This is a genomic window from Streptomyces sp. HUAS YS2 (assembly GCF_033343995.1).
Taxonomy (GTDB): domain Bacteria; phylum Actinomycetota; class Actinomycetes; order Streptomycetales; family Streptomycetaceae; genus Streptomyces; species Streptomyces solicathayae.
The window spans coordinates 2,230,774-2,256,149 of the sequence record NZ_CP137573.1; the positions used below are offsets into that span (position 1 = coordinate 2,230,774).

General features: G+C 72.4%; 18 protein-coding genes. 4 read left to right on the forward strand and 14 right to left on the reverse strand.

The features are described from left to right. Positions 1-23: 23 nt before the first annotated feature. Positions 24-1,166, reverse strand: coding sequence for an AI-2E family transporter (locus R2D22_RS10015; protein WP_411977132.1), 1,143 nt, complete (start codon positions 1,164-1,166; stop codon positions 24-26). Between the two features lie 247 nt (positions 1,167-1,413). Continuing rightward, positions 1,414-1,608 carry a DUF3046 domain-containing protein gene (locus tag R2D22_RS10020; protein ID WP_318102745.1) on the reverse strand — a complete coding sequence of 65 codons (195 nt, stop codon included), beginning with the start codon at positions 1,606-1,608 and terminating at the stop codon, positions 1,414-1,416. An 80-nt stretch (positions 1,609-1,688) separates the two neighbouring features. Here R2D22_RS10020 and R2D22_RS10025 point away from each other — a divergent pair, with 80 nt between their 5' ends. Next, entirely contained in the window at positions 1,689-2,642 is a 954-nt protein-coding gene (locus tag R2D22_RS10025; RefSeq protein ID WP_318102746.1) for a hypothetical protein, read from the forward strand. A gap of 30 nt (positions 2,643-2,672) precedes the next feature. On the opposite strand, the gene R2D22_RS10030 is transcribed toward R2D22_RS10025, so the two are convergent. The 3 genes from R2D22_RS10030 to R2D22_RS10040 form a co-directional block, all read right to left on the reverse strand. Then, positions 2,673-2,990, reverse strand: coding sequence for an AzlD domain-containing protein (locus tag R2D22_RS10030; RefSeq protein ID WP_318102747.1), 318 nt, complete (start codon positions 2,988-2,990; stop codon positions 2,673-2,675). Further along, a complete protein-coding gene (locus R2D22_RS10035; protein ID WP_318102748.1) occupies positions 2,987-3,730 on the reverse strand; it encodes an AzlC family ABC transporter permease in 744 nt (247 codons plus the stop codon). Before R2D22_RS10035 ends, R2D22_RS10030 begins: the two co-directional genes overlap by 4 nt. A 103-nt stretch (positions 3,731-3,833) precedes the next feature. Further along, positions 3,834-4,664: an AraC family transcriptional regulator gene (locus R2D22_RS10040; RefSeq protein WP_318102749.1), complete on the reverse strand. Its 831-nt coding sequence runs from the start codon at positions 4,662-4,664 to the stop codon at positions 3,834-3,836. Between the two features lie 97 nt (positions 4,665-4,761). Between R2D22_RS10040 and R2D22_RS10045 the strand changes: the two genes are divergently transcribed. Genes R2D22_RS10045 through R2D22_RS10055 form a run of 3 tightly spaced genes read left to right on the forward strand, consistent with a single transcriptional unit; the run spans position 4,762 to position 11,013 of the window. Then, on the forward strand, positions 4,762-9,387 hold the full coding sequence (locus R2D22_RS10045) for an ATP-dependent helicase (protein ID WP_318102750.1): 4,626 nt from the start codon (positions 4,762-4,764) through the stop codon (positions 9,385-9,387). An 18-nt stretch (positions 9,388-9,405) separates the two neighbouring features. After that, positions 9,406-10,212, forward strand: coding sequence for an Fpg/Nei family DNA glycosylase (locus R2D22_RS10050; RefSeq protein ID WP_318102751.1), 807 nt, complete (start codon positions 9,406-9,408; stop codon positions 10,210-10,212). 36 nt (positions 10,213-10,248) lie between these two features. Continuing rightward, positions 10,249-11,013 (forward strand): SDR family NAD(P)-dependent oxidoreductase, encoded by a 765-nt coding sequence (locus tag R2D22_RS10055; protein WP_318102752.1) that lies wholly within the window; start codon positions 10,249-10,251, stop codon positions 11,011-11,013. On the opposite strand, the gene R2D22_RS10060 is transcribed toward R2D22_RS10055, so the two are convergent. From R2D22_RS10060 to R2D22_RS10100, 9 genes are all read right to left on the reverse strand, one after another. Then, positions 10,961-11,230 carry a hypothetical protein gene (locus tag R2D22_RS10060; protein ID WP_318102753.1) on the reverse strand — a complete coding sequence of 90 codons (270 nt, stop codon included), beginning with the start codon at positions 11,228-11,230 and terminating at the stop codon, positions 10,961-10,963. The genes R2D22_RS10055 and R2D22_RS10060 overlap by 53 nt on opposite strands. A gap of 212 nt (positions 11,231-11,442) precedes the next feature. Beyond that, positions 11,443-11,826, reverse strand: a complete 384-nt coding sequence (locus R2D22_RS10065; RefSeq protein ID WP_318102754.1) for a helix-turn-helix domain-containing protein — start codon at positions 11,824-11,826, stop codon at positions 11,443-11,445. Between the two features lie 109 nt (positions 11,827-11,935). Next, the gene (locus R2D22_RS10070) at positions 11,936-12,445 is read right to left on the reverse strand and encodes a CinA family protein (protein ID WP_318102755.1); all 510 of its coding nucleotides are present in this window, start codon (positions 12,443-12,445) and stop codon (positions 11,936-11,938) included. Continuing rightward, a complete protein-coding gene (gene pgsA / locus R2D22_RS10075) occupies positions 12,442-13,119 on the reverse strand; it encodes a CDP-diacylglycerol--glycerol-3-phosphate 3-phosphatidyltransferase (RefSeq protein WP_318102756.1) in 678 nt (225 codons plus the stop codon). The genes R2D22_RS10070 and pgsA overlap by 4 nt, the downstream gene beginning before the upstream one ends. Beyond that, complete coding sequence (gene rimO, locus R2D22_RS10080; RefSeq protein WP_318102757.1) at positions 13,116-14,606, reverse strand: 30S ribosomal protein S12 methylthiotransferase RimO; 1,491 nt, start codon at positions 14,604-14,606, stop codon at positions 13,116-13,118. Before rimO ends, pgsA begins: the two co-directional genes overlap by 4 nt. Positions 14,607-14,737: 131 nt before the next feature. Next, positions 14,738-15,559 (reverse strand): helix-turn-helix domain-containing protein, encoded by an 822-nt coding sequence (locus R2D22_RS10085; RefSeq protein ID WP_318102758.1) that lies wholly within the window; start codon positions 15,557-15,559, stop codon positions 14,738-14,740. A gap of 214 nt (positions 15,560-15,773) precedes the next feature. Then, positions 15,774-18,587, reverse strand: a complete 2,814-nt coding sequence (locus R2D22_RS10090) for a DNA translocase FtsK (RefSeq protein ID WP_318102759.1) — start codon at positions 18,585-18,587, stop codon at positions 15,774-15,776. 125 nt (positions 18,588-18,712) lie between these two features. After that, positions 18,713-19,387, reverse strand: coding sequence for a response regulator (locus R2D22_RS10095; protein ID WP_318102760.1), 675 nt, complete (start codon positions 19,385-19,387; stop codon positions 18,713-18,715). A 322-nt stretch (positions 19,388-19,709) separates the two neighbouring features. Beyond that, positions 19,710-25,199, reverse strand: a complete 5,490-nt coding sequence (locus R2D22_RS10100; protein ID WP_318102761.1) for a HAMP domain-containing protein — start codon at positions 25,197-25,199, stop codon at positions 19,710-19,712. Positions 25,200-25,376 lie beyond the last annotated feature (177 nt).

Below are 25,376 nucleotides of genomic sequence, written 5' to 3' on the forward strand. Positions count from 1 at the left end.
GGAAGGGGCCGGGGGCGGCCACGTCACGCGTCGTCGTCCGCGGCCGACGCCTCCTCCTCCCTCTTGTGGTGCAGGGCATGCTGGAGTCGGGCGACGACCGCCTGGCCGTACCGCCGGTGGCCGTGCACCCGCGGGTCGTCCGTGACGTCGTAGCGCTTCACGTACGCGCCGAGGAACGCCTGGAGGGTCGCCACCGCCGGGATGGCGATCAGCGCACCGACCGCGCCGAGCAGTGCCGTGCCGGCGACGACCGAGCCGAAGGCGACGGCGGGGTGGATGTCGACGGTCTTGGAGGTCAGCTTGGGCTGCAGGACGTAGTTCTCGAACTGCTGGTACAGCACCACGAAGGCGAGCACCCACACCGCGTACCAGGGGTTCACGGTGAACGCGATCAGCATCGGCAGCGCGCCCGCCAGGTAGGTACCGATGGTCGGGATGAACTGCGAGACCAGGCCGACCCAGACGGCGAGCGCGGGTGCGTACGGCACGCCCAGGATCTCCAGCAGGACGAAGTGCGCGACGCCGGAGATCAGCGCCATCAGGCCGCGCGAGTAGAGGTAGCCGCCGGTCTTGTCGACCGCGATCTCCCAGGCGCGCAGCACCTCGGCCTGCCGGGCCGGGGGCAGCACCGAGCAGAGCGCGCGGCGCAGCCGGGGGCCGTCGGCGGCGAAGTAGAACGAGAACAGGAAGATCGTCAGCAGCCGGAAGAGCCCGCCCAGGACGGTGGCCGAGACGTCGAGGACGCCGGTCGCGCTGTTCTGGACGTACTTCCGCAGCGTCTCCGAGCGCAGCACGCTGTCCTGGACCTCGACCCGGGACAGCTCGGTGTGGAAGGTCTGGTTGATCCAGTTGATCAAGGAGTCGAGGTACTGCGGGAAGTCCTCGACCATGTCGACGATCTGGCCCGCCAGCATGGAGCCGAGCAGCACGACGAAGCCGATGCCGACGACCGCCACGCCGAGGAAGACGAAGAAGGTGGCGAGTCCGCGCCGCATGCCGCGGGCCGCCATGCGCCCGACCGCGGGCTCTATGGCGAGGGCGAGGAAGAAGGCGATCAGGACGTTGACCAGCAGCCCGACGAGCTGGTGGAAGGCCCAGCTGCCGAGCTGGAAGCAGGCGTAGAGCGCGAGGCCGAGCAGCATGGCCCGCGGCAGCCAGCGCGGCATTCGCGCGGGGGCTGCGGTGCCGTCCCCCGCCTGTCTGGGGCCGGCGACGGTGGGGCCGGGGACGGCGGCGGTGCCGGGAGCGGTCGCAGGGACGGCAGCGTTCTCGGCGCTGTTCGCCGCAGCGTTCTCGGCGCTCTTCTCCGGGGTCTGTCGGTCGGTCTGGTCGGTCTCGTCAGTCGGGGCCACCCCGCCAGTCTCGCGCACCGTGCGGACAAACCTCCGCCGCCCCCGCGCCCCGCCCGTGCGGTCAGCGCTTGTCGGCGGGGATGTTCACAGCGGCGCAGACCGCGCGCCAGACGTCCTTCGTCTCCCAGCCGGCGTCCAGTGCCTCACGCACCGTACGGCCGCCCAGCTCCGCCATCACATGGTCCCGCGCGAAGGAGTCGGCGTACGACTCACCGAAGTGGTCGGCCATCCGTTCCCAGAAAATCGTCAACCGCATGCCACCAGTATCCCGCTCCTGAGAGTGCAGCCGGGTCGGGTACGGGGTCGGAAGGGCCGGATACGTCCTACCGTCGGACCATGGCTGGAAATCCTTCCGCATCTTCCCTCGGCGCTTCGCTCGGCACTCCCCTCGGCACCCCGCTCGCCCGTGCCGAGCAGTTCGTCCTGCTGACCGCCCGCGTGCTCGAACAGCGGCGGTTCGCCTACCACTTCCTGCGCGGCGGCGCCGAGCCCGTCGAGGCCGCGCTCACCGCCTACCTCAACGAGGACGGCGGCTACGGCCACGCCCTCGAACCCGATCTGCGCGGCCCGGTCAGCCAGCCGCTGCACACCGCGCACGCGCTGCGGGTGCTGGACTCCGTCGGACGCTGCGGAGGGCTGCGGGTCGAACGGATCTGCCGCTACCTCACCGACGTGTCCACCCACGACGGGGCGCTCCCCGCGGTCCACCCGTCCCAGCGCGGCTACCCGACGGCTCCCTTCGTCCCGGTCGTCGACCACCCGCCGAGCGAGCTGCTCGCCACCGGGCCGGTGGTCGGACTGCTGCACCGCAACCAGGTGTGGCACGCGTGGCTGTTCCGCGCCACGGACTTCTGCTGGGCCGCCGTCGAGAACCTGAGTTCCTCCCATCCGTACGAAGTACAGGCCGCGGTCGCCTTCCTGGACGGCGTCCCGGACCGCTCCCGCGCCGAGAAGGCGGCCGACCGGCTGGGCCGGCTGGTCCGAGAGCAGCGCCTCGTGGTCCTGGACCCGGAGCGCCCGGAGGCGTACCCCGTGGCACCGGGGTACGCGCCGGGCGAGCACCACTACCCGTACGACTACGCGCGGGTGCCGGACTCGCTCGCCCGGCAGTGGTTCACGGACGAGGAGATGGCCCGCTCGCTCGACCATCTGGAGGCGGCGCAGCGCGAGGACGGCGGCTGGCCGCTGCTCTGGCGCGAGTGGGCGCCCGGCCCGTCCCTGGAGTGGCGGCCGGTGGTGACGATCGAGGCGCTGCGCACCCTGCGGGCGCACGGGCGGAAGATCGACTGAGCCGGCCGGTCCCCGGTGCGGTGCGGGCCCTCAGCCGCCGAGGGCCCGTACGCCGGCGGTCACCGCGACCGCGGCGCCGACCACGACGAGGAACGGGGCACGCAGCACCAGGGCGACGGCCGCGGCGGCGACGCCGGCGGCTCGGGCGTCGATCACCAGGGATCCCTGCGCGCTGAAGGTCTGCTGCGCGGTCAGGGCGGCGAGCAGCGCGACGGGCATCAGGGCGGCCAGGCGCCGGACGACGGGGCGCTCCAGGGTCTCGGCCGGGACGAGCAGGCCGAGCAGCTTGACCAGGTAGCAGCCGACGACGGTCAGGCCGATGGCGATCCAGACGGTCGTGGGGTTCATCGCGCGTCCTCCCGCTTCTCCCGGGCCGCCGCCCGGCGGCCCTGTGCCCACAGCACGGCGGGCGCGGCCAGCGCCGCGACCAGGACCGGCACGCCGGCCGGCAGTACGGGCAGCAGCCCGAGCCCCAGCAGCACGGCGATCCCGGCCGTCGCCCGCTCCGTGGTGGTGCGCAGCATCGGCGCGAGCAGCGCCAGGAAGACGGCCGGCCCGGCGGCGTCCAGGCCCCAGGCGGCGGTGTCGCCGATCGCCTCCGCGCCCAGCGCGCCCAGCAGGGTGGTGAGGTTCCACAGCACGTACAGGGTGAGGCCGGTGACGGTGAACCCGAGGCGGACCGCCCGCCGGGTGGGCTGGGCGAGGGCGACGGCGGTGGTCTCGTCGATGACCCAGTGCGCGGCGAACGGCCGGACGGCGCGCGGCAGCGCGAGCAGCTGGGACAGCCGCAGTCCGTAGAAGGCGTTGCGGGTGCCGAGGAAGAAGGCCCCGGCGGCCGCGGTGAACGGGTTCCCGCCCGCAGCGAGCGCGCCGACCAGTGCGAACTGCGAGGCGCCGGTGAAGACCAGCAGGCTGAGCGCGCAGGTCTGGAGCAGGCTGAGGCCGGAGCCGGCGGCGGTCACGCCGAAGGCGAAGCCGGAGAGCCCGACGGCGACGCCGACACCGAGCGCGTCGCGTACGACGGCGGCGTCGGGCTTGGCCGGTCCGGGCTGCTCCCGTATGACGGGGGGTGCTGTCTGTTCTGCCACGTCGGACGACGTTACGTGGCCGTCCCCGGCCGGTCTTGTACGTTCTTGCGCCGCACGGTCGGCCCGTTACGGCCTGCCTGGCACGGTCAGTCCCGCGCGGTGGTCAGCCCCGTACGCCGCGCTCCCGCTGATACGCCCCCGGCGGCACGCCGACGCTGCGCGTGAAGTGCCGGTTCAGATGCGGCTGGTCGGTGAAGCCGACGGCGACGGCCGCCTCCGCCGGGGGCGTGCCCGCGTCGAGGAGCCGCCGGGCCCGCCGGACCCGGGCGTCGGTGAGCCAGGTGTGCGGGGGCATGCCGTACGTCTCGCGGAAGGCGCGCAGCAGCGCGAAGGGGCTGGTGCCGAGCTCGGCGGCGAGCCGCTCCAGGGTCGGCGGCTCGGTCATCCGCTCCTCCAGGAGCGCCCGGGCGCGGGCCGCGTCGCGGGCGCCGGCGGAGCGCGGCGGGCGCAGCGGCTGCGCCAGGCCGCCGTGGCTGCGCAGCATCCGGGCGGTGACCAGCCGCAACAGGCTGTCCGCGGCCAGCGCGTTGCCCTCCTCGGCGGCCCGGTGGACGCCGACGACGAGCTGCGCGGCGTACGGGTCGTCCACGACTGGCTGGGTGAAGCCGACCGCGCCGCGCACGGGCAGGATGTCGGCGGCGATCGACTGGACGAGCCCGGCGTCCGGGTAGATCGTCCGGTACGTCCAGCCCTCGGGGACGCCGGCGTGGCCGGTGTGCGGGGTGTCGGGGTTGACCAGGGCGAGCTGGCCTGGGCCGGCGCTGACGAGTTCGTCGCGGTAGTGGAAGTCCTCCACGCCCTCGGTGATCGCCGCGTAGACGAAGGTCTCGTGGGTGTGGCGGGAGAACGTCTTGCGGATGTAGTGGGCGTGCAGCAGGTCGACGCCGGGCAGCTCGGCGTACTGCCAGTACCGTGCCCGTTCGCGTGCCGCCATGCCTCCATTCTGCGTCAGAGGTCCGCCCGCGGGCCCGGCGGCCCGGCGTTTCCGCAGGTCCGGGCCGTTGTCGGTGACCGGGTGCAGGATGGGGGGCATGGCCGGCTCTGCGCTCGACTCGTTCTCCCCCGCGACCCGTGGTTGGTTCACCGGGGCTTTCCACGCGCCCACCGCCGCGCAGGAGGGCGCCTGGAAGGCGATCGGCGAGGGCTCGGACGTACTGGTCGTGGCCCCGACCGGCTCGGGCAAGACGCTGGCCGCGTTCCTGGCCGCCCTGGACCGCCTCGCCTCCGTGCCGCCGCCCGCCGAGGCGAAGAAGCGTTGCCGGGTCCTGTACGTGTCGCCGCTGAAGGCGCTCGCGGTCGACGTGGAGCGCAACCTGCGCTCCCCGCTGACCGGGATCCGGCAGGAGGCGGTCCGGCTCGGCCTGCCCGAGCCGGAGGTGAAGGTGGGGATCCGGTCCGGCGACACCCCGCCGGCGGAGCGGCGGGCGCTGGCGACACGCCCGCCGGACATCCTGATCACCACGCCGGAATCGCTGTTCCTGATGCTCACCTCGGCCACCCGGGAGGCGCTCTCCGGGATCGAGACGGTGATCCTGGACGAGGTCCACGCGGTCGCCGGGACGAAGCGCGGCGCGCATCTGGCGCTCTCCCTGGAGCGGCTGGACGGGCTGCTGCCGCGGCCGGCCCGCCGGATCGGTCTGTCGGCGACGGTCCGGCCGGTCGACGAGGTGGCCCGCTATCTGTCGCCGCAGCGCCGGGTGGAGATCGTCCAGCCGAAGTCCGGCAAGGAGTTCGACCTGTCGGTGGTCGTCCCGGTGGAGGACCTGGGCGAGCTGGGCGGTTCGCCGGCCTCCGAGGAGCGGGAGGGCGGCGAGAAGCCGTCAATCTGGCCGCACGTCGAGGAACGCATCGCGGACCTGGTCCAGGCGCACCGCTCGACGATCGTCTTCGCCAACTCGCGCCGGCTGGCCGAGCGGCTGTGCAACCGGCTGAACGAGATCGCGTACGAGCGAGCCACGGGCGAGGCCATGCCCGACGGGCAGCCGCCCGCCGAGATCATGGCGCAGTCCGGGGCGGCGCAGGGCGCTCCCGCGCTGCTGGCCCGGGCGCACCACGGCTCGGTCTCCAAGGAGCAGCGGGCCCTGGTGGAGGAGGACCTGAAGGCGGGCCGGCTGCCCGCGGTGGTCGCCACGTCCAGTCTGGAGCTGGGCATCGACATGGGAGCGGTGGATCTGGTCGTCCAGGTCGAGTCGCCGCCGTCGGTGGCCTCCGGCCTCCAGCGCGTGGGCCGCGCGGGCCACCAGGTGGGCGCGGTCTCCACGGGCGTCGTGTTCCCGAAGTACCGGGGCGACCTGGTGCAGGCGGCCGTGGTGACGGAGCGGATGCGGACCGGCTCGATCGAGTCGCTGCGGATCCCCGCCAACCCGCTGGACGTGCTGGCGCAGCAGTTGGTGGCGATGGTCGCCCTGGACACGTGGCAGGTCGACGACCTGCTGGCGGCGGTCCGGCGGGCGGCGCCGTTCGCCTCACTGCCCGAGTCGGCGTTCACCGCCGTCCTGGACATGCTGGCCGGCCGCTACCCCTCGGACGCGTTCGCGGAGCTGCGGCCGAGGGTGGTGTGGGACCGCGTCGCCGGGACGGTCACGGGCCGGCCGGGGGCGCAGCGGCTCGCGGTCACGTCCGGCGGCACGATCCCGGACCGGGGCCTGTTCGGCGTGTTCCTCGCCGGTGCCGACCCGAAGAAGGGCGGCGGCCGGGTCGGCGAGCTCGACGAGGAGATGGTCTACGAGTCCCGAGTCGGGGACGTCTTCACGCTGGGCACCACCTCGTGGCGGATCGAGGACATCACACGCGACCGGGTCCTGGTCTCGCCCGCCCCCGGCGTGCCCGGGCGGCTGCCGTTCTGGAAGGGCGACCAGCTGGGCCGGCCGCTCGAACTGGGCCGCGCGGTGGGCGCGTTCCTGCGCGAGGTCGGTTCGCTGAGCGAGGAGGACGCCCGGCTGCGGCTGCTCGCCGCGGGCCTGGACGCCTGGGCGGCGGACAACGTGATCGCCTACCTGGACGAGCAGCGACGGGCCTGCGGCCACGTACCCGACGACCGCACGATCCTGGTGGAGCGGTTCCGCGACGAGCTGGGCGACTGGCGGGTCGTGATCCACTCCCCCTTCGGGGCGCAGGTGCACGCCCCGTGGGCTCTGGCGCTGGGCGCCCGGCTGTCCGAGCGGTACGGCATGGACGCGCAGGTGATGCACGCGGACGACGGCATCGTGCTGCGGCTGCCGGACGCCGACCTGATGGGCTTGGACCTCCTCGACCAGGATCCCGTGCACCTGGACAGCACGTACGACTCCGAGCAGGCACCGGTCGGGGCGGGGGACGTCGTCTTCGACAAGGGCGAGGTCTCCCAGATCGTCACCGACCAGGTCGGCGGCTCGGCGCTGTTCGCCTCCCGGTTCCGCGAGTGCGCGGCCCGCGCCCTGCTGCTGCCCAAGCGGAACCCGGGAAAGCGGACGCCGCTGTGGCAGCAGCGCCAGCGGGCCGCGCAACTGCTCCAGGTGGCGAGCGAGTTCGGCTCGTTCCCGATCGTCCTGGAGGCGGTGCGCGAGTGCCTGCAGGACGTCTTCGACGTGCCGGGCCTGACCGAGCTGATGGGCGACCTGGAGTCGCGGCGGGTGCGCCTGGTCGAGGTCACCACCCCCGAGCCGTCCCCGTTCGCCCGCTCCCTGCTCTTCGGCTACGTCGCCCAGTTCCTCTACGAGGGGGACTCGCCGCTGGCCGAGCGGCGCGCGGCCGCCCTCTCGCTGGACTCCCGGCTCCTCGCGGAGCTGCTGGGCCAGGCGGAGCTGCGCGAGCTGCTCGACGCGGACGTGCTGGCCGAGCTGGAGCGCGAGCTGCAGTGGCGCACCGACGACCGCCGGGTCAAGGACGTGGAGGGAGTCGCCGACCTGCTGCGGGTCCTCGGTCCGCTGACCGACGCCGAGCTGGCCGAGCGGGGCGCGGAGCCGGGCTGGGCCGAGGAGTTGTCCCGGGCCCGCCGCGCGATCCGGGTCCGGATCGCGGGCGCCGAGCACTGGGCCGCGATCGAGGACGCCGGACGACTCCGCGACGCGCTGGGCACGGCCCTGCCGGTGGGCGTCCCGGAGGCCTTCACGGAACCGGTGAAGGACCCGCTGGGCGATCTCCTCGCCCGGTTCGCCCGTACGCACGGCCCGTTCACGTCCGCCGAGGCCGCCGCCCGCTTCGGTCTGGGCGCGGCAGTCACCGACGGGGCGCTGCAGCGTCTGGCCGCGTCCGGCCGGGTCGTCCAGGGCGAGTTCCACCCGTCCGGGATCGGACAGGAGTGGTGCGACGCGTCGGTGCTGCGCCGGCTGCGCCGCCGCTCCCTGGCGGCGCTGCGGCACGAACTGGAGCCGGTGCCACCGGCCGCGCTCGCGACCTTCCTCCCCCAGTGGCAGCACCTGGGCGGCGGCGGGCTGCGCGGGATCGACGGACTGGCCCGCGCGATCGAGCAGTTGCAGGGCGCGCCGGTGCCCGCCTCGGCGCTGGAGAAGTTGATCCTGCCGTCCCGGGTCGGCAACTACGACCCGGCGATGCTCGACGAACTCACCACCACCGGCGAGGTCCTGTGGGCCGGCGCGGGGGCGCTCCCCGGCAAGGACGGCTGGGTGTCGCTGTACCTGGCGGACGCGGCACCGCTGCTGCTCCCCCCGGCACATCCGCTCGAACTCACCGCGCTGCACGAGTCGGTGCTCACCGCGCTCGCCGGCGGCTACGGCCTGTTCTTCCGTCAGATCGCCGACCAGGTCCGGGCCACCACGCACCCGGACGCCACCGATCCGCAGCTGGCCGACGCCCTGTGGGACCTGGCGTGGTCCGGCCGCCTGACCAACGACACGCTCTCGCCGCTGCGTTCGCTGCTCGGCTCCGGCCGCACGGCCGGCTCGACGGCGCACCGCGCCCGCCGTACGATCCCGCGCGGCCGGTACGGCACCCTGACCGCCGCCGCGCGCCCCGCGTCGCGGTCCGGCCCTCCGACGGTCAGCGGGCGATGGTCGCTGCTGCCGCCCACCGAGCCCGATCCGACGCACCGCGCCCACGCCCTGGCCCGCACCCTGCTCGACCGGCACGGCGTGGTGACCCGCGGCGCGGTGGCGGCCGAGGGCGTCGAGGGCGGGTTCTCGGCGACGTACCGGATCCTGTCGGCGTTCGAGGACAGCGGCCAGGCCCGCCGCGGCTACGTGGTGGAGGGTCTGGGCGCGGCCCAGTTCGCGATGGACGGCGCGGTGGACCGGCTGCGGGCGGCGGCGACGGCCAAGGACCGCGGCGCCGAGGCGGGCGCCGGCCCGCGCGCGCTGGTCCTGGCGGCCGCGGACCCGGCGAACGCGTACGGTGCGGCGCTCTCCTGGCCGGAGCCGCCGGACGGAGCGGGGCACAAGCCGGGCCGCAAGGCGGGGTCGATGGTCGTCCTCGTCGACGGCGAGCTCACGCTCTACATGGAGCGCGGCGGCAAGACGCTGCTGTCCTGGCCCGCCGACCCCGACGACCCGGCCCTGACGGCCGCCGCGGAGGCCCTTGCGGCGTCCGCCCGGGCCGGGCACCTCGGCACGGTCACGGTGGAACGAATCAACGGCGCGACGGCCCTGACCTCGCCGTTGTCCCGCGCCCTGGAGGCGGCCGGATTCCACGCCACCCCGCGCGGCCTGCGCCTGCGCCCGTAGCGGGGACGGGAGGAGGCCATGCCCGAGGGAGACACCGTCTGGCAGACCGCCCGCCGCCTGCACGGCGCGCTGGCCGGCCGGGTGCTGACCCGGTCCGACCTGCGCGTCCCCCGCTTCGCGACGGCGGATCTGACCGGCCGCGGCGTGCTGGACGTGACCCCGCGTGGAAAGCACCTGCTCACCCGCGTCGAAGGGGGTCTGACCCTCCACTCGCATCTGCGGATGGAGGGCGCCTGGCACGTGTACGCCCCGGGCGTACACTGGCGGGGCGGCCCGACCCACCAGATCCGCGCGATCCTCGGCAACACGGAGGCGGTCGCCGTCGGCTACCGGCTGCCCGTCCTCGCGCTGATCCGCACCGCGGACGAGCCGGACGTCGTCGGCCACCTCGGCCCCGACCTGCTGGGCCCGGACTGGGACGCCGTGGAGGCCGCGCGCCGGCTCACGGCGGACCCCGCCCGCCCGCTTGGCGAGGCCCTGCTGGACCAGCGCAACCTGGCCGGAATCGGCAACGTCTACAAGTGCGAGTTGGCGTTCCTTGCCGCCGCGAGCCCGTGGCTGCCGGTCGGCGAGCTCGGCCCGGACGTCCCGGCCCGCCTCGTCGCCACCGCCCACCGCCTTCTGGAGGCGAACAAGGACCGCCCCGACCGCCGTACGACGACGACCCGTTCGGTGCGGGGCGGCGGGCTGTACGTGTACGGCCGCGGGGGCCGCCCCTGTCTGCGCTGCGGGGCGCCCGTCCGGAAGGACGAGTCCGGCGACCGGATCACGTACTGGTGCCCCGGCTGTCAGCAGGGCCCACTGCCACAAAGCCCGCCCAGCTAATTGACGACCCGTCAGATCGGGTCGTACCGTCCGCTCATGCTCCTCACCGCGTACGACCTCACCGGCCGCACCGCGTTCGTCACCGGCGCCGCGAGCGGGATCGGCCGGGCCGCCGCCGCCCTGCTGGCCGAGGCGGGCGCCACCGTCCACTGCGCGGACCTCGACGAGGTCGGCCTGCAGAAGACCGCCGCGCTGGTGGCCGACCGGGGCGGCACGGCCCACGCCGTCCCCCTGGACGTCACGGACGCGGCCGCCGTCGACGCCGCGGTCCGCGCGGCCGGCCCGCTGCACGTCATGGCCGCGATCGCGGGCATCATGCACACGAGCTCCGTCCTGGAGACCCGCGAGGAGGACCTCGACCGGGTCCTGGCGGTCAATTTCAAGGGCGTCTTCCACGCCGCCCGGTCGGCCGCCGCCGCCATGATCGACTCAGGCGTCCGGGGCTCGGTCGTCACCATGGCCTCGGGCGCCATGGACTCCGCGAGCCCCGGCCTGCTCTGCTACAGCGTCGCCAAGGCGGCGGTGGTCCAGCTGACCAAGACGCTGGCCACCGAGGTAGGCCGGCACGGCATCCGGGTCAACGCGATCGCCCCGGGCTGGATCCGCACCCCCATGACCGACCGTCACGAGCCGGCCGCGCAGGAACAGGCCGAGGCGGCCATGGTCCGGATCTCCCCCCTGGGCCGGGTCGGCGAACCCGAGGACATCGCGCACGCGGTCCTCCACCTCGCCTCCGACGCGTCCTCGTTCACGACGGGTCAGATCCTCCGCCCCAACGGCGGCGTCGCGATGCCGTGGTGACCCGCCCCCGCGGGGCCGCCCCGACCGGCCCCGCACGCTCCGCAGGTGTTCCCGCCACATGCACCGGCAGCAGACTCAGCCCCCAGCCGCCGGCCGCGACAGCCCCCTCGACGAGCCCCGCCTGACCGGGTGCCAGCAGCAGCCGCAGCACCGCCCAGAACCACAGGCAGCCCACGACCACAGCGAGCACCGTCAGCGGAACCCGTCGCCGTACCATGGCCGCCTCCTCCGGACGACGCTAAACCGCCCCGCCCGTCCCCCGGCAGGGCGCACCCGTTGCACTCCCGGCGCACGGCGCGACCGTCAGGTCCTTTCACTTCACCATGACACGACCCGCGCGACCCCGCACGACCTCGCACACCCCCGCACGGAAAAGCCCCGGTCGCCGCCCTCGTGGGGCGTCGACCGGGGCAATCCCCTTGTCACGGATCAGGCGGCGACGACGTCCACCGCTTCCGCGGGCGCCTTGATGGTCACCCGCTCGGTCGGCACACCTGTCACCGACGTCACCGATACGGAGTTGAGCATGGGGCGGACCGGTGCGGGCACCGGCTCGCTCGACGCCGCAGACTCGGCCAGTTCGGCCAGCGACAACTCGTCGCTCACTTCCCGCATGAGCTCGGACATCCGTACGTCAAGCGCGTCGCAGATCGCGGAGAGCAGTTCGGAGGAAGCCTCCTTCTGCCCCCGCTCCACCTCGGAGAGATAGCCGAGCGATACTCGGGCGGACGAGGAGACTTCGCGCAGAGTACGGCCCTGGCGCTGGCGCTGCCGACGCAGCACGTCACCCAGCAGGCGACGGAGCAGAATCATCGGTGGCTCCCTCCTCGGACCGCGTAGCCGCATCCTTCACGCCCCACCGTACCGCCTCGCGCCGCGGCCGTGCGGGGAGCGATGTCGTGTTCACTCAGGGCTGCAAACATCAATTCCCCCCGTTCTGTTCCGTATCCTGTGCCCGCGCATTTCCGGAGAGTTCGCCACCGAGCAGTTCCAGCACGCTCCGTACACTCTCTCTACGGATTTCCGCACGGTCGCCGTTCAACCGCAACGAGGCCACTTTCCCAGCCCCGGCCGGGCCGGCGACGGCCACGTAGACCGTTCCGACGGGCTGTCCGTCCTGCGGATCCGGACCCGCGACGCCCGTGGTCGCGATCCCCCAGTCGGCGCCCAACCGGACCCGTACACCCGCCGCCATCTGCAGCGCGACCTCGGGGTCGACCGCCCCGCGGGCCGCCAGGAGCGTCCCGTCGACCCCCAGCAATTGCTCCTTCAGGGCCGTGGCGTACGCCGTCACGGACCCGCGGAACGTCTTGGATGCCCCGGGTACCCCGGTGAGCTCCGCGGCCACCAGACCGCCCGTGAGGGACTCGGCGACCGCCAGCGTGCCGCCACGCTCCGCGAGCAGTGCCAGGACCCGGGCGGCCTCGCTCATGCCTCCGGCCCCGCCTCCGCGGCGGCGGCCGCGCGCTCCTCGGCCAGTCCCCTGCGGCGCAGGACCACCGCCTGTCGCACATAATCCAGACCGGTGACGACCGTCAGCACGACGGCGACCGCCATCACCCAGAAGCGCAGGGTCGCGAGCGGCCCGGTGAGCACCAGGACGTACATCCCGACCGCGGTGCCCTGCGCGAGCGTCTTCATCTTGCCGCCGCGGCTGGCCGGGATCACTCCGTGCCGGATCACCCAGAACCGCATGAGCGTGATCCCGAGCTCCCGGAAGAGGATCACCCCGGTCACCCACCACGGCAGGTCACCCAGGGCCGAAAGGCTGATCAGACCGGCGGCCATGATCGCCTTGTCGGCGATCGGGTCGGCGATCTTCCCGAAGTCGGTGACCAGGTTGTACGTCCGGGCCAGGTGCCCGTCGAACACGTCCGTGATCATGGCGACGGCGAAGGCCGCCCACGCCCAGGCCCGCCAGACCGGGTCGTGCCCGCCGTCCTGGAGCAGCAGCACCACGAACCCGGGCACGAGGACGAGCCGGATCATGGTGAGGATGTTGGCGATGTTCCACAGGCTGGCCTCGTTGACGGCCGCAGCGCCCAGCTTGCCGCGAGGCGCCGGCCTACCGGTCCCGCCCGTCGCGGATGCCGGCACTCCGGTCATCTGCCCGCCTCCTCGAAGAGACACTCGGCCACCAGGTCGACGCCCTCGGTGCCGACGACCTTGGCCCTGACCATACGGCCGGGGACCAGGTCGAGATCCTCGGTGGAGTCCATCGTGAGGTACACCTGGCCGTCGGTCTCGGGCGCCTGGTGCGCGGCCCGGCCGATCCAGCCGTCCTCCTCGTCCTCGGCCTCGACCAGTACCTCCAGGGTCTCTCCGAGCCGCTCCTCCGCGCGCTGCGCGGTGAGCTCCTCGGCGAGCCGGGACAGGTGGGCCAGACGCTCGTCGACGACGTCCTGGTCGAGCTTGTGCTCGTACGTGGCGGCCTCGGTGCCGTCCTCGTCGGAGTAGCCGAAGACGCCGATGGCGTCGAGACGGGCGTGCGTGATGAAGCGTTCCAGCTCGGCGAAGTCCGCCTCGGTCTCGCCGGGGAAGCCGACGATGAAGTTGGACCGGGCACCGGCCGTGGGGGCCTTGGTGCGGATGGTCTCGAGCAGCTCCAGGAACCGGTCGGTGTCGCCGAAGCGGCGCATCGCCCGCAGCACGTCGGGCGCGCTGTGCTGGAAGGACAGGTCGAAGTACGGGGCGACCTTCTCGGTCGAGGTCAGCACGTCGATCAAGCCCGGGCGCATCTCGGCGGGCTGCAGGTAGCTGACCCGGACCCGCTCGATCCCGTCCACGGCCGCCAGCTCGGGCAGCAGCGTCTCCAGGAGGCGGATGTCGCCGAGGTCCTTGCCGTACGAGGTGTTGTTCTCGGAGACCAGCATGATCTCCTTCACGCCCTGCTCGGCGAGCCAGCGCGTCTCACCGAGGACGTCGGAGGGACGCCGGGAGACGAAGGAGCCGCGGAAGGACGGGATGGCGCAGAACGAGCAGCGGCGGTCGCAGCCGGAGGCGAGCTTCACGGAGGCGACGGGGCTGGTGTCGAGCCGCCGGCGCAGCGGGGCGCGCGGGCCGGAGGCCGGGGCGACGCCGTCGGGAAGGTCGGCCGGCGCCTCGGCGGGGGCCTCGGCCGCGCCGTGCCCGGGCAGGGCCACGTCCGCGGCGGCCTGCTGGCGCTCCACCGGGGACAGCGGCAGCAGCTTGCGCCGGTCACGCGGGGTGTGCGCCTCGACGCTGCCGCCGCTGAGGATGGTCTGGAGCCGGTTGCTGATGTCGGCGTAGTCGTCGAAGCCGAGCACGCCGTCCGCCTCGGGCAGGGCGTCGGCGAGCTCCTTGCCGTACCGCTCGGCCATACAGCCGACGGCCACCACGGCCTGGGTCTTGCCGTGATCCTTCAGATCATTGGCTTCGAGGAGGGCGTCGACGGAGTCCTTCTTGGCGGCCTCGACGAATCCACAGGTGTTGACGACGGCGACGTCCGCGTCCTCGGCGTTCTCGACGAGCTGCCAGCCGTCCGCTGCCAAGCGGCCTGCCAGCTCCTCCGAGTCCACCTCGTTACGGGCGCAGCCAAGAGTGACAAGGGCGACGGTACGGCGTTCGGGCATGGACTCAAGACTACTTCGTCCCGACCGCTGCCCCGCCGCGCAGGGTTCACCGGCCCGACGGGTCGGGCCGCCCCGGCCGTCACCCGGAGGCGCAGGGCCGGGCAGGACCCGGGCGGGACCCGGGGCCGGACTCAGCCGGCCGCCGGGTCTCCCTTGCCGTACGAGAGCCGCTCGACGTCGCCGTCCTCGAACTTCTCGTCGATCTTCTTGCCGTTCACCCAGAGCTCGATCGGGCCGGCGTTGCCGAGGACCAGGTCGATGCGATCGTCGTCCTGGAAGGTCTTCTTCTCGCCCTGCTCGATGAAGCCCTCGAAGAGCGTCCTGCCGTCCTTGGCCTTGGCCGACATCCAGCTCTTGTCGTCGGCGACCAGGATCACCGTGACCTTGTCCGCCGGGACCGCCGCGATGGCGCTCTCGGACGGGACGGGCTTGGGGTCGACGGGCTTGCTCGGCGCCGGCTTGGCACTGGTGGGCTTCTTCTCCGGGCCCGGCGCCTCGGCGACGGCGCCGCGGCCCTCGGTGTCGTTCTCGCTGAACACCGTGAAGCCGACGAAGCCGACGACGGCCACGATGGCGGCGACCATGGCGGCGGTCCAGTTGGGCCGGCGCGGCTCGGGACGGATGCGTTCCGCCTCGAACAGCGGAGCGGCGGGGGTCGGCTCGGGCCGGCCGCCGTGCTCGGCGTCGTACTGGTCGACCAGCGGGGCGGGGTCGAGGCCGACCGCGCGGGCGAGCGTGCGGATATGGCCGCGCGCGTAGACGTCCCCTCCGCAGCGGGAGAAGTCGTCCTCCTCGATCGCGTGCACGATCGGGACGCGGACCCGGGTGGAGGAGCTGACCTCCTCGACGGTCAGACCGGCGGCGATGCGGGCCTGCTGGAGCACGCGACCGATGGAAGGCCGGTCGTCTGCCGGCGAGTTCCGGTCGTCTTCGGGGGAGTTGCCGATGGACACGAGGGCGCCTTTCGAGCGTGTAGCCACCTGCTGGAGGTTCAGTCTATGGGTGGTACGAAAGGGTGGGGCAACCGGGCGGCCGCGATCTGTACGCCATCGGAATGGCCGAGCGCGCCCACCGGAAGGGTGGTCGTACGGAGAGAGGGTGCGGGGGACATCTGTCCTCCCCTCCAACTTGACGTACGGCCAAGGGAAACGGTTGCCCTGGAAATCCCTACGAGTGAGACTCCCCGCGGATCACGGCGAGCACTCCGTCCAGCTCGTCCGGTTTCACCAGAACATCCCTCGCCTTGGACCCCTCGCTCGGTCCCACGATGTTGCGGGACTCCATCAGATCCATCAGCCGGCCGGCCTTCGCGAAGCCGACGCGCAGCTTGCGCTGGAGCATCGACGTCGAGCCGAACTGGGTGGAGACGACCAGCTCGGCGGCCTGGCAGAGCAGGTCGAGGTCGTCGCCGATGTCCTCGTCGATCTCCTTCTTCTGCTTGGTGCCGACGGTGACGTCGTCCCGGAAGACCGGCGCCATCTGGTCCTTGCAGTGCTGGACGACCGCGGCCACCTCGTGCTCGGTGACGAAAGCGCCCTGCATGCGGGTCGGCTTGTTCGCGCCCATCGGCAGGAACAGGCCGTCGCCCTTGCCGATCAGCTTCTCCGCGCCGGGCTGGTCGAGGATGACCCGGCTGTCGGCGAGCGAGGACGTGGCGAAGGCGAGCCGGGAGGGCACGTTCGCCTTGATCAGGCCGGTGACGACGTCGACGGAGGGCCGCTGGGTGGCCAGCACCAGGTGGATGCCGGCGGCGCGGGCGAGCTGGGTGATGCGGACGATGGCGTCCTCGACGTCGCGCGGGGCGACCATCATCAGGTCGGCCAGCTCGTCGACGATGACCAGCAGGTACGGGTACGGCTGGAGCTCGCGCTCGCTGCCCTCGGGCAGCTTGACCTTGCCGTTGCGGATGGCCTCGTTGAAGTCGTCGATGTGCCGGAAGCCGAAGGCCGCGAGATCGTCGTAGCGCAGGTCCATCTCGCGCACCACCCACTGCAGGGCCTCGGCGGCCCGCTTGGGGTTGGTGATGATCGGGGTGATCAGGTGCGGGATGCCCTCGTACGCGGTGAGCTCGACCCGCTTGGGGTCGACCAGCACCATCCGGACGTCCTCGGGGGTCGCTCTTATCATCACCGAGGTGATCAGGCAGTTGATGCACGAGGACTTGCCGGAGCCGGTGGCGCCCGCCACCAGGACGTGCGGCATCTTCGCCAGGTTGGCCATCACGTAGCCGCCCTCGACGTCCTTGCCGAGCGCGACCAGCATCGGGTGCTCGTCGCCGGCCGCGTCCGCGAGGCGCAGCACGTCGCCGAGGTTGACCATCTCGCGGTCGCTGTTCGGGATCTCGATGCCGACCGCGGACTTGCCGGGGATCGGCGAGATGATCCGGACGTCCGGGGACGCGACGGCGTAGGCGATGTTCTTGGTCAGCGCCGTGATCTTCTCGACCTTCACGGCGGGGCCGAGTTCGACCTCGTACCGGGTGACCGTCGGGCCGCGGGTGAAGCCGGTGACGGCGGCGTCGACCTTGAACTCCGTGAAGACGTTGGACAGCGCGTCCACGACGGCGTCGTTGGCGGCGCTGCGGGTCTTGCCGGGTCCGCCGCGCTCCAGCAGGTCCAGCGACGGCAGCGAGTAGGTGATGTCCCCGGAGAGCTGGAGCTGCTCGGCGCGCGGCGGCAGGTCGGTGGGCTCGGGGGCGGGCTTGGTGAGGTCGGGGACCCCTGCGGGGCGCTCGGCGCCCCGGGCCGGCGGTACGGCGCGGCCGGCCTGTCCGGCGCGCCCCGCCTCCGCCTCGTCCGCCGCTGCGGCCTCGGCGGCGGCTTCTGCGGCCATGGCGGCGGCCCGCTCGCGGTCGGCGGTGACGTCCCGGGTGAGGCCGGCGACGAGCGGGGACGGCGGCATGCCGTTGAGCACGGCCCCGTCCAGCGCGGCGGCCGCGGCCGCGGCGACGTCCACCGCGTCCATGGGCCGGTCGAACTCGGGCTGCACGGAGGCGCGGCGCGGCCGCTTGCGGTTGCTGAGCGCCTCCTCCTCGGCGCGGTCGGCGTCGTACGGCTCGGCGGGCGCGGCGGACCTGCGGCGGGCGGTCGGGGCGCGCCGCGCCTCGCTGTCGCGCCAGGCGTCCTCGTCGTACGCCTCCGCCGCCTCCTCGTCGCCCGTGTACGCGGGCTCGACCAGGCCGAGCCGGGCGCCGAGGGCGCGCAGCCGCTGCGGGATGGCGTTGACGGGCGTGGCGGTGACGACCAGCAGACCGAAGACGGTCAGCAGGACAAGCAGGGGGACGGCGAGGACCTCGCCCATCATGAAGACCAGGGGTTGCGACGCGGCCCAGCCGATCAGCCCGCCGGCGTCCTGTATGGCGTCGGCGCCATGGGCGCGGCCGGGCGAGCCGCAGGCGATGTGCACCTGCCCGAGCACGCCGATGACCAGGGCGGACAGTCCGATGACGATGCGGCCGTTGGCGTCCGGCTTCTCCGGGTAGAGGATCAGCCGGATCGCGATCGCGCCGAGCAACAGCGGCACCAGCAGGTCGAGCCGGCCGAAGGCGCCGGTGACCAGCATCTCGACGAGGTCGCCGACCGGGCCGCGCAGGTTGGACCAGGTACCGGCCGCGACGATCAGCGCGAGGCCGAGCAGGAGCAGCGCCATGCCGTCCTTGCGGTGCGCCGGGTCGAGCCCCTTCGCGCCGCGCCCTATCCCCCGGAACATCGCGCCGACGCCGTGTGCGACGCCGAGCCAGAGGCCGCGGGCGAGCCGGTACACGCCCCCGGTGGGGGACGGTGCGGGCTTGGGGGCCGCCTTCTTCGCCGCGGTCTTGCGGGCGGGTGCCTTCTTCGCGGGCGCGGCCTTCTTGGCCGCGGTCTTCTTCGCGGGGGGTTTGGCGGGCGCCGCCTTCTTCGCGGCGCCCGTCGTACGGCCGGCGCGCGGCTTCGCGGTGCCCGCCGTGCCCTGGGAACCTTTGCCGGACGTACGTGAGGCCATGATGCTGAGGTTACCGGTGGAGACGGCGGTGAACACTCCTGCCCACCGCTTCACCCGTCCGTGTCGCCCTCAGGGAACCGGAAACTGACGCCCGTTCACGGTGCCGGGCCGCCCGTGACGGGACGTCAGGTCTGGGCGGGGAGGCTGGGCGCGCCGCCCGTGCCCGGCTCCAGCGCGTCGAGCGCCCTGCGCAACCCTGTGAGCTTGCGCTCCAGATGGGCCGCGGTGGCGACGGCCGCGGCGTCCGCCGAGTCGTCGTCGAGCTGCTTGGACAGCGCCTCGGCCTGCTCCTCCACGGCGGCGAGGCGGGCGGAGAGCTCGGCGAGCAGTCCGGCCGACTCCTTGGCGTGGCCGCCGGGGCCACTGCCCTCCAACTGGAGCCGCAGCAGCGCGGCCTGCTCGCGCAGCTGGCAGTTCTTCATGTACAGCTCGACGAAGACCGAGACCTTGGCGCGCAGCACCCACGGGTCGAACGGCTTGGAGATGTAGTCGACCGCGCCGGCCGCGTAGCCGCGGAAGGTGTGGTGCGGGCCGTGGTTGATGGCCGTGAGGAAGATGATCGGGATGTCCCGCGTCCGCTCGCGGCGCTTGATGTGCGCGGCGGTCTCGAATCCGTCCATGCCGGGCATCTGGACATCCAGCAGGATGACCGCGAAGTCGTCGGTCAGCAGCGCCTTGAGCGCTTCCTCCCCGGACGATGCCCGCACCAGTGTCTGATCGAGCGCGGAGAGGATGGCCTCCAGCGCCAGCAGATTCTCCGGCCGGTCATCGACCAGGAGGATCTTGGCCTTCTGCACCATGCCCCGTCCTCCTCGCCCCGGCTTGGGCTCCTCCCGGCCGGTCGAGCCGGGGGAAGCGCCGGGGGCCGCCCCAGAAGACGACTCCCATGCGCCGTCCGTCCTTGTGCCGGTCATGGTAGCCGCACCCCGCCTGTCGCCACACCCTGTCACCACGATGTCACTGTGCACGTAGCAGAAACGCGGTGAGAGACCAGAAGGTTCCCCGAATCCCGCCGTCCCACACCGCTTCCGGCACAGCCTGTCAGCAATCCGCCGCCTCGTACACGACGCGCGCCGCCGACCGCCGCCGACCCGCGCGTACCCGCGGGCCGGCGGCCTGCGCTCACTCGCCGCGCATCCAGTGCTCCATCACCGACAACAGGTGGTCGGGATCGACCGGCTTCGTCACGTAGTCGGACGCGCCGGACTCGATCGCCTTCTCCCGGTCGCCCTTCATCGCCTTGGCGGTGAGCGCGATGATCGGCAGGCCGGCGAACTGCGGCATGCGGCGGATCGCCGTCGTCGTCGCGTACCCGTCCATCTCGGGCATCATGATGTCCATCAGCACGACCGTCACATCATCGTGCTGCTCCAGGACTTCGATGCCCTCCCGGCCGTTCTCCGCGTACAGCACCGAGAGGCCGTGCTGCTCCAGGACGCTGGTGAGCGCGAAGACGTTGCGGATGTCGTCGTCGACGATCAGCACCTTCTCGCCGCCGAAGGAGAAGGTGCGGCGCGGCTGCTCCTCGTCCTCGGCCGCCCCGTACGCCTCCTGCCCCGGTACGGCCTCGGCCGGCAGCCCGGCCGACTGCCCCGCCCCGCCCCACAGCGCCTTGCGGCGGTGCCGGAACAGCGCCCCGGCACCCGAACGCGACTCCGCCGGCGGCAGCGCCGCGGTGGGCGGCTCAGGCGCGAGCGGTACGGCCCCGTCGGCGCCCTGCCCTGCCGCCGAGTCCTCGATGGCCGCCCGCGGCTCGAGCCCGCCGGGCTGCGGATAGCCGTTCGGCGGCAGCTCGCTCGGCTGCAGCGGCAGGTAGAGCGTGAACGTCGATCCGCGGCCCGGCTCGCTGGCCGCATAGATCTCGCCGCCGAGCAGCCGCGCGATCTCCCGGCTGATCGACAGGCCGAGGCCCGTGCCGCCGTACTTGCGGCTCGTCGTCCCGTCCGCCTGCTTGAACGCCTCGAAGATCACCCGCATCTTGCCCGCGGCGATCCCGATGCCGGTGTCCGTCACCGAGAACGCGATCAGCTCGGCGTCGGCGTCGCGCAGCGAACCGGCCTCCAGGAGCTGCTCCCGGATCGACTGCGGCACGTGCGCCCCGGCCGGCCGGATGACCAGCTCGACCGCGCCGGAGTCGGTGAACTTCACCGCGTTGGACAGCAGGTTGCGCAGCACCTGGAGCAGCCGCTGCTCGTCGGTGTGCAGCGTGGCGGGCAGTTCGGGCGAGACCCGGACCGAGAAGTCCAGGCCCTTCTCCGCGGTCAGCGGCCGGAACGTCGCCTCCACATAGTCCACGAGCTGGACCAGCGCGATCCGGGTCGGGGAGACGTCCATCTTGCCCGCCTCGACCTTGGACAGGTCGAGGATGTCGTTGATCAGCTGGAGCAGGTCGGAGCCGGCGCCGTGGATGGTCTCGGCGAACTCGACCTGCTTCGGCGTCAGGTTGGTATCGGCGTTGTCGGCGAGCAGCTTGGCCAGGATCAGCAGCGAGTTGAGCGGGGTGCGCAGCTCGTGCGACATGTTGGCCAGGAACTCGGACTTGTAGCGCATGGAGACGGCGAGCTGCTCGGCCCGCTCCTCCAGCACCTGCCGGGCCTCCTCGATCTCGGTGTTCTTCACCTCGATGTCCCGGTTCTGCTGGGCGAGGAGCTCCGCCTTCTCCTCCAACTCCGCGTTGGTGCCCTGGAGTTCCTTCTGCCGGTGCTCCAGCTCCGCGGACCGCTCCCGCAGCTGTTCGGTCAGCTCCTGCGACTGCGTGAGCAGCACCTCGGTCTTGGTGTTGACGCTGATCGTGTTCACCGTCGTCGCGATCAGCTCGGCGAGCTGGTTGAGGAAGTCCCGCTGGATCTGCGTGAACGGCTGGAACGACGCCAGCTCGATGACGCCGAGCACCTTCCCCTCGAACAGCACCGGCAGCACGATCACATGGGCCGGCGAGGCCTCGCCGAGCCCGGACGAGATCTTCAGGTACCCCGGCGGAACGTTGACCTGGATCGTCCGCTTCTCCTCCGCGGCCGTCCCGATCAGCGTCTCGCCCGGCCGGAACGAGGTGGGCATCGACCCGGCGGAGTAGCCGTAACTGCCGCGCATCCGCAGCTCGTACTGGCCCTCCTCCTGCTCCCCCAGATCGGCGGCGCTGGCCGCGCCGGTCGGCATCGCCACGAAGAACGCGCCGTGCTGCGCCGAGACGACCGGGGTCAGCTCGCTCATGATCAGCGAGGCGACGTCGTCGAGGTCCCGGCGGCCCTGCATCAGACCGGAGATACGGGCGAGGTTGCCCTTCAGCCAGTCCTGCTCCTCGTTGGCGAGGGTGGTGTCGCGCAGGTTGACGATCATCGTGTTGATGTTGTCCTGGAGCGCCTGGATCTCGCCGGCCGCGTCCACGCCGTCGATCTTCAGGTTGAGGTCGCCGCGGGTCACCGCGGTGGCGACGGCGGCGATCGCACGCACCTGCCGGGTCAGGTTCCCGGCCATCTCGTTCACCGACTCGGTCAGGTCCCGCCAGGTACCGTCGACGTCCCGTACCCGGGCCTGGCCGCCCAACTGCCCGTCGGTGCCCACCTCGCGGGCCACCCGGGTGACCTCCTCGGCGAAGTTGGACAGCTGGTCGACCATCGTGTTGATGGTGTTCTTCAGCTCCTGGATCTCGCCCCGCGCGTCGATGTCGATCTTCTTGGTGAGATCGCCCTTGGCGATCGCGGTGGTGACGGTGGCGATCTGCCGCACCTGGCCGGTCAGGTTGTCGGCCATGCCGTTCACCGAGTCGGTGAGGTCCTTCCACGTGCCGGACACACCGGGGACGCGGGCCTGGCCGCCGAGGATGCCGTCGGTGCCCACCTCGCGGGCCACCATGGTGACCTGCTCGGCGAACTGGGACAGGGTCGTCACCATCGTGTTGACGGTGTCGGCGAGTTCGGCGACCTCGCCGCGCGCCTCGACCGTCACCTTCTTCGTCAGATCGCCGTTGGCGACCGCCGCCGACACCCGGGAGATGTTCCGCACCTGACCGGTCAGGTTGTTGGCCATCAGGTTCACGTTGTCGGACAGGTCCTTCCAGGTACCCGTCACACCCCGGACCCGGGCCTGGCCGCCGAGGATGCCCTCGGTGCCCACCTCGCGGGCCACCCGGGTCACCTCGTCGGCGAAGTTCGACAGTTGGTCGACCATCGTGTTGACGGTGGTGACCAGCTCCAGGATCTCGCCCTTGGCGTCGACCGTGATCTTCTTCGACAGGTCGCCCTTGGCGACCGCCGTCGTCACCTCGGCGATGTTGCGCACCTGACTGGTCAGGTTGTTCGCCATGAAGTTCACCGACTGGGTGAGGTCCTTCCAGGTGCCGGAGACCCCCTGCACCTCGGCCTGGCCGCCCAGGATGCCCTCGGTGCCCACCTCACGGGCCACCCGCGTCACCTGCTCCGCGAAGTTCGACAGCTGGTCGACCATCGTGTTCAGGGTGTTCTTGAGTTCCAGGATCTCGCCGCGCGCGTCCACGTCGATCTTCTGCGACAGGTCGCCGCGCGCCACCGCGGTGGCGACCCCGGCGATGTTGCGGACCTGGGCGGTGAGGTTGCCGGCCATGCCGTTCACGGAGTCCGTGAGGTCCCGCCACACACCGGCAACGCCGGGCACCTGCGCCTGACCGCCGAGGCGGCCCTCGGTGCCCACGTCCCGGGCCACCCGGGTCACCTGCTCGGCGAACGCGCCGAGCTGGTCGACCATGGTGTTGATGGTGTTCTTGAGCTCCAGGATCTCGCCGCGCGCGTCCACGTCGATCTTCTGCGACAGGTCGCCCCGCGCCACCGCCGTCGTCACCTGCGCGATCTGACGCACCTGCGACGTCAGGTTGCCGGCCATGAAGTTGACGGAGTCGGTGAGTTCCTTCCAGGTACCCGAGACGCCGTCGACGCGGGCCTGGCCGCCGAGGCGGCCCTCGGTGCCCACGTCCCGGGCCATCCGGGTCACCTGGTCGGCGAAGTTCGACAGCTGCGACACCATGGTGTTGACGGTGTTCTTCAGCTCCAGCATCTCGCCCGCGACATCGACCGTGACCTTCTGCGTCAGATCGCCGTTCGCCACCGCCGTCGTCACCTGCGCGATGTCCCGCACCTGACCCGTCAGGTTCCGGAACGCCGTGTTCACCGAGTCCGTGAGGTCCTTCCACGTACCCGCCGCACCCGACACCTGCGCCTGACCACCGAGGCGGCCCTCGACGCCGACCTCCCGGGCCACCCGGGTCACCTCGGAACCGAAGGCGGACAGCTGGTCCACCATCGTGTTGACGGTGTTCTTCAGCTCCAGCATCTCGCCCGCGACGTCGACCGTGACCTTCTGCGACAGGTCGCCGTTCGCCACCGCCGTCGTCACCTGCGCGATGTCCCGCACCTGACCCGTCAGGTTCCGGAACGCCGTGTTCACCGAGTCCGTGAGGTCCTTCCACGTACCCGCCGCACCCGGCACCTGCGCCTGACCGCCCAGCACGCCGCCGGCGCCGACCTCGCTGGCGACCCGGGTCACCTCGTCGGCGAACGTCGCCAGCGTCTCGGTCATCTGGTTGATCGTGTCGGCGAGTTGCGCGACCTCGCCGCGCGCGCTCACCCGCACCTGCTGCGACAGGTCGCCGTTGGCGACCGCCGTCGTCACCTCGGCGATGCCCCGCACCTGCGAGGTCAGGTTGCCCGCCATCGTGTTGACGGAGTCCGTCAGGTCCTTCCACACGCCGGCCACGCCCGGCACCTCGGCCTGACCGCCGAGCTCGCCCTCGGTGCCCACCTCGCGGGCCACCCGGGTCACCTCGGAACCGAAGGCGGACAGCTGGTCCACCATCGTGTTGACGGTGTTCTTCAACTGCAGCATCTCGCCGTCCACATGGACGGTGACCTTCCGCGACAGATCGCCCTTCGCGACCGCCGTCGTCACCAGCGCGATGTCCCGCACCTGCGCGGTGAGCCGGTACGCCATCGTGTTGACGGAGTCCGTCAGGTCCTTCCAGGAACCGGACATCCCGCGCACCTGGGCCTGACCGCCCAGCTTGCCCTCGGTGCCGACCTCCAGCGCGACCCGCGTCACCTCGTCGGTGAACGCCGACAGCTGGTCGACCAGGTTGTTCACCGTTCGGGCGACCTTCAGGAACTCGCCGCGCAGCGGCCGTACCGCTCCCTCGGGCCCCTCCGAGCGCAGCTCCATCCGCTGCTCCAGGTCGCCCTCCGCCACCGCGGACAGCACCCGGCCCACCTCGGACACCGGCCGTGTCAGGTCGTCGACCAGCTGGTTCGCGGCCTCGACGGCCGCGGCCCAGGTCCCCTCGCTCGGCCCGACCTCCAGCCGCTCCGAGAGCTTCCCCTCCCGGCCCACCATCCGGCGCACCCGGGAGAGCTCCCCGGTCAGGTGCAGCTGCCGGTCCGCAACCTCGTTGAACACAGCGGCGATCTCCGACATCACGCCGTCGCCGTTCACGGTCAGCCGCCGGCGGAAGTTCCCGTCCCGCATCGACACCAGCGCCGCGAGCAGGCGCTGCAGCGCCGCCGCGTCCACCTGCACCGTCCCACTGCTCCGGGACCGTCCGCCCTTCGCGCGCGTACCGCTGCCGCGTCGCGCCGTCACGCCAGACTCCACCGTGTCCCTCCCGCAGGGGTCGACCGTTGCTGCGCCGGGGCAGCACCGCTTCCGCCGTCCGCAGAAGCCTTCCCAGTGTTTCACCGCAGCCGAACCAGGCCATAACAGTTCGGCAGCTTCGCATAGCGTCCCCGACTCCTGGGGACGGAAACAGTGACGACCGGCACCCGCCCGGAC

Excerpts from the sequence above, each read along its gene's own strand:
- R2D22_RS10020 (WP_318102745.1), bottom strand. The coding sequence starts at position 1,608 with ATGCGGTTGACGATTTTCTGGGAACGGATGGCCGACCACTTCGGTGAG.
- R2D22_RS10055 (WP_318102752.1), top strand. The coding sequence starts at position 10,249 with ATGCTCCTCACCGCGTACGACCTCACCGGCCGCACCGCGTTCGTCACC.
- R2D22_RS10065 (WP_318102754.1), bottom strand. The coding sequence starts at position 11,826 with ATGATTCTGCTCCGTCGCCTGCTGGGTGACGTGCTGCGTCGGCAGCGC.
- pgsA (WP_318102756.1), bottom strand. The coding sequence starts at position 13,119 with ATGACCGGAGTGCCGGCATCCGCGACGGGCGGGACCGGTAGGCCGGCG.
- R2D22_RS10025 (WP_318102746.1), top strand. The coding sequence starts at position 1,689 with ATGGCTGGAAATCCTTCCGCATCTTCCCTCGGCGCTTCGCTCGGCACT.
- R2D22_RS10095 (WP_318102760.1), bottom strand. The coding sequence starts at position 19,387 with ATGGTGCAGAAGGCCAAGATCCTCCTGGTCGATGACCGGCCGGAGAAT.
- R2D22_RS10045 (WP_318102750.1), top strand. The coding sequence starts at position 4,762 with ATGGCCGGCTCTGCGCTCGACTCGTTCTCCCCCGCGACCCGTGGTTGG.
- R2D22_RS10050 (WP_318102751.1), top strand. The coding sequence starts at position 9,406 with ATGCCCGAGGGAGACACCGTCTGGCAGACCGCCCGCCGCCTGCACGGC.
- R2D22_RS10040 (WP_318102749.1), bottom strand. The coding sequence starts at position 4,664 with ATGGCGGCACGCGAACGGGCACGGTACTGGCAGTACGCCGAGCTGCCC.
- rimO (WP_318102757.1), bottom strand. The coding sequence starts at position 14,606 with ATGCCCGAACGCCGTACCGTCGCCCTTGTCACTCTTGGCTGCGCCCGT.
- R2D22_RS10090 (WP_318102759.1), bottom strand. The coding sequence starts at position 18,587 with ATGGCCTCACGTACGTCCGGCAAAGGTTCCCAGGGCACGGCGGGCACC.
- R2D22_RS10030 (WP_318102747.1), bottom strand. The coding sequence starts at position 2,990 with ATGAACCCCACGACCGTCTGGATCGCCATCGGCCTGACCGTCGTCGGC.
- R2D22_RS10060 (WP_318102753.1), bottom strand. The coding sequence starts at position 11,230 with ATGGTACGGCGACGGGTTCCGCTGACGGTGCTCGCTGTGGTCGTGGGC.
- R2D22_RS10015 (WP_411977132.1), bottom strand. The coding sequence starts at position 1,166 with ATGCCGCGCTGGCTGCCGCGGGCCATGCTGCTCGGCCTCGCGCTCTAC.
- R2D22_RS10070 (WP_318102755.1), bottom strand. The coding sequence starts at position 12,445 with ATGAGCGAGGCCGCCCGGGTCCTGGCACTGCTCGCGGAGCGTGGCGGC.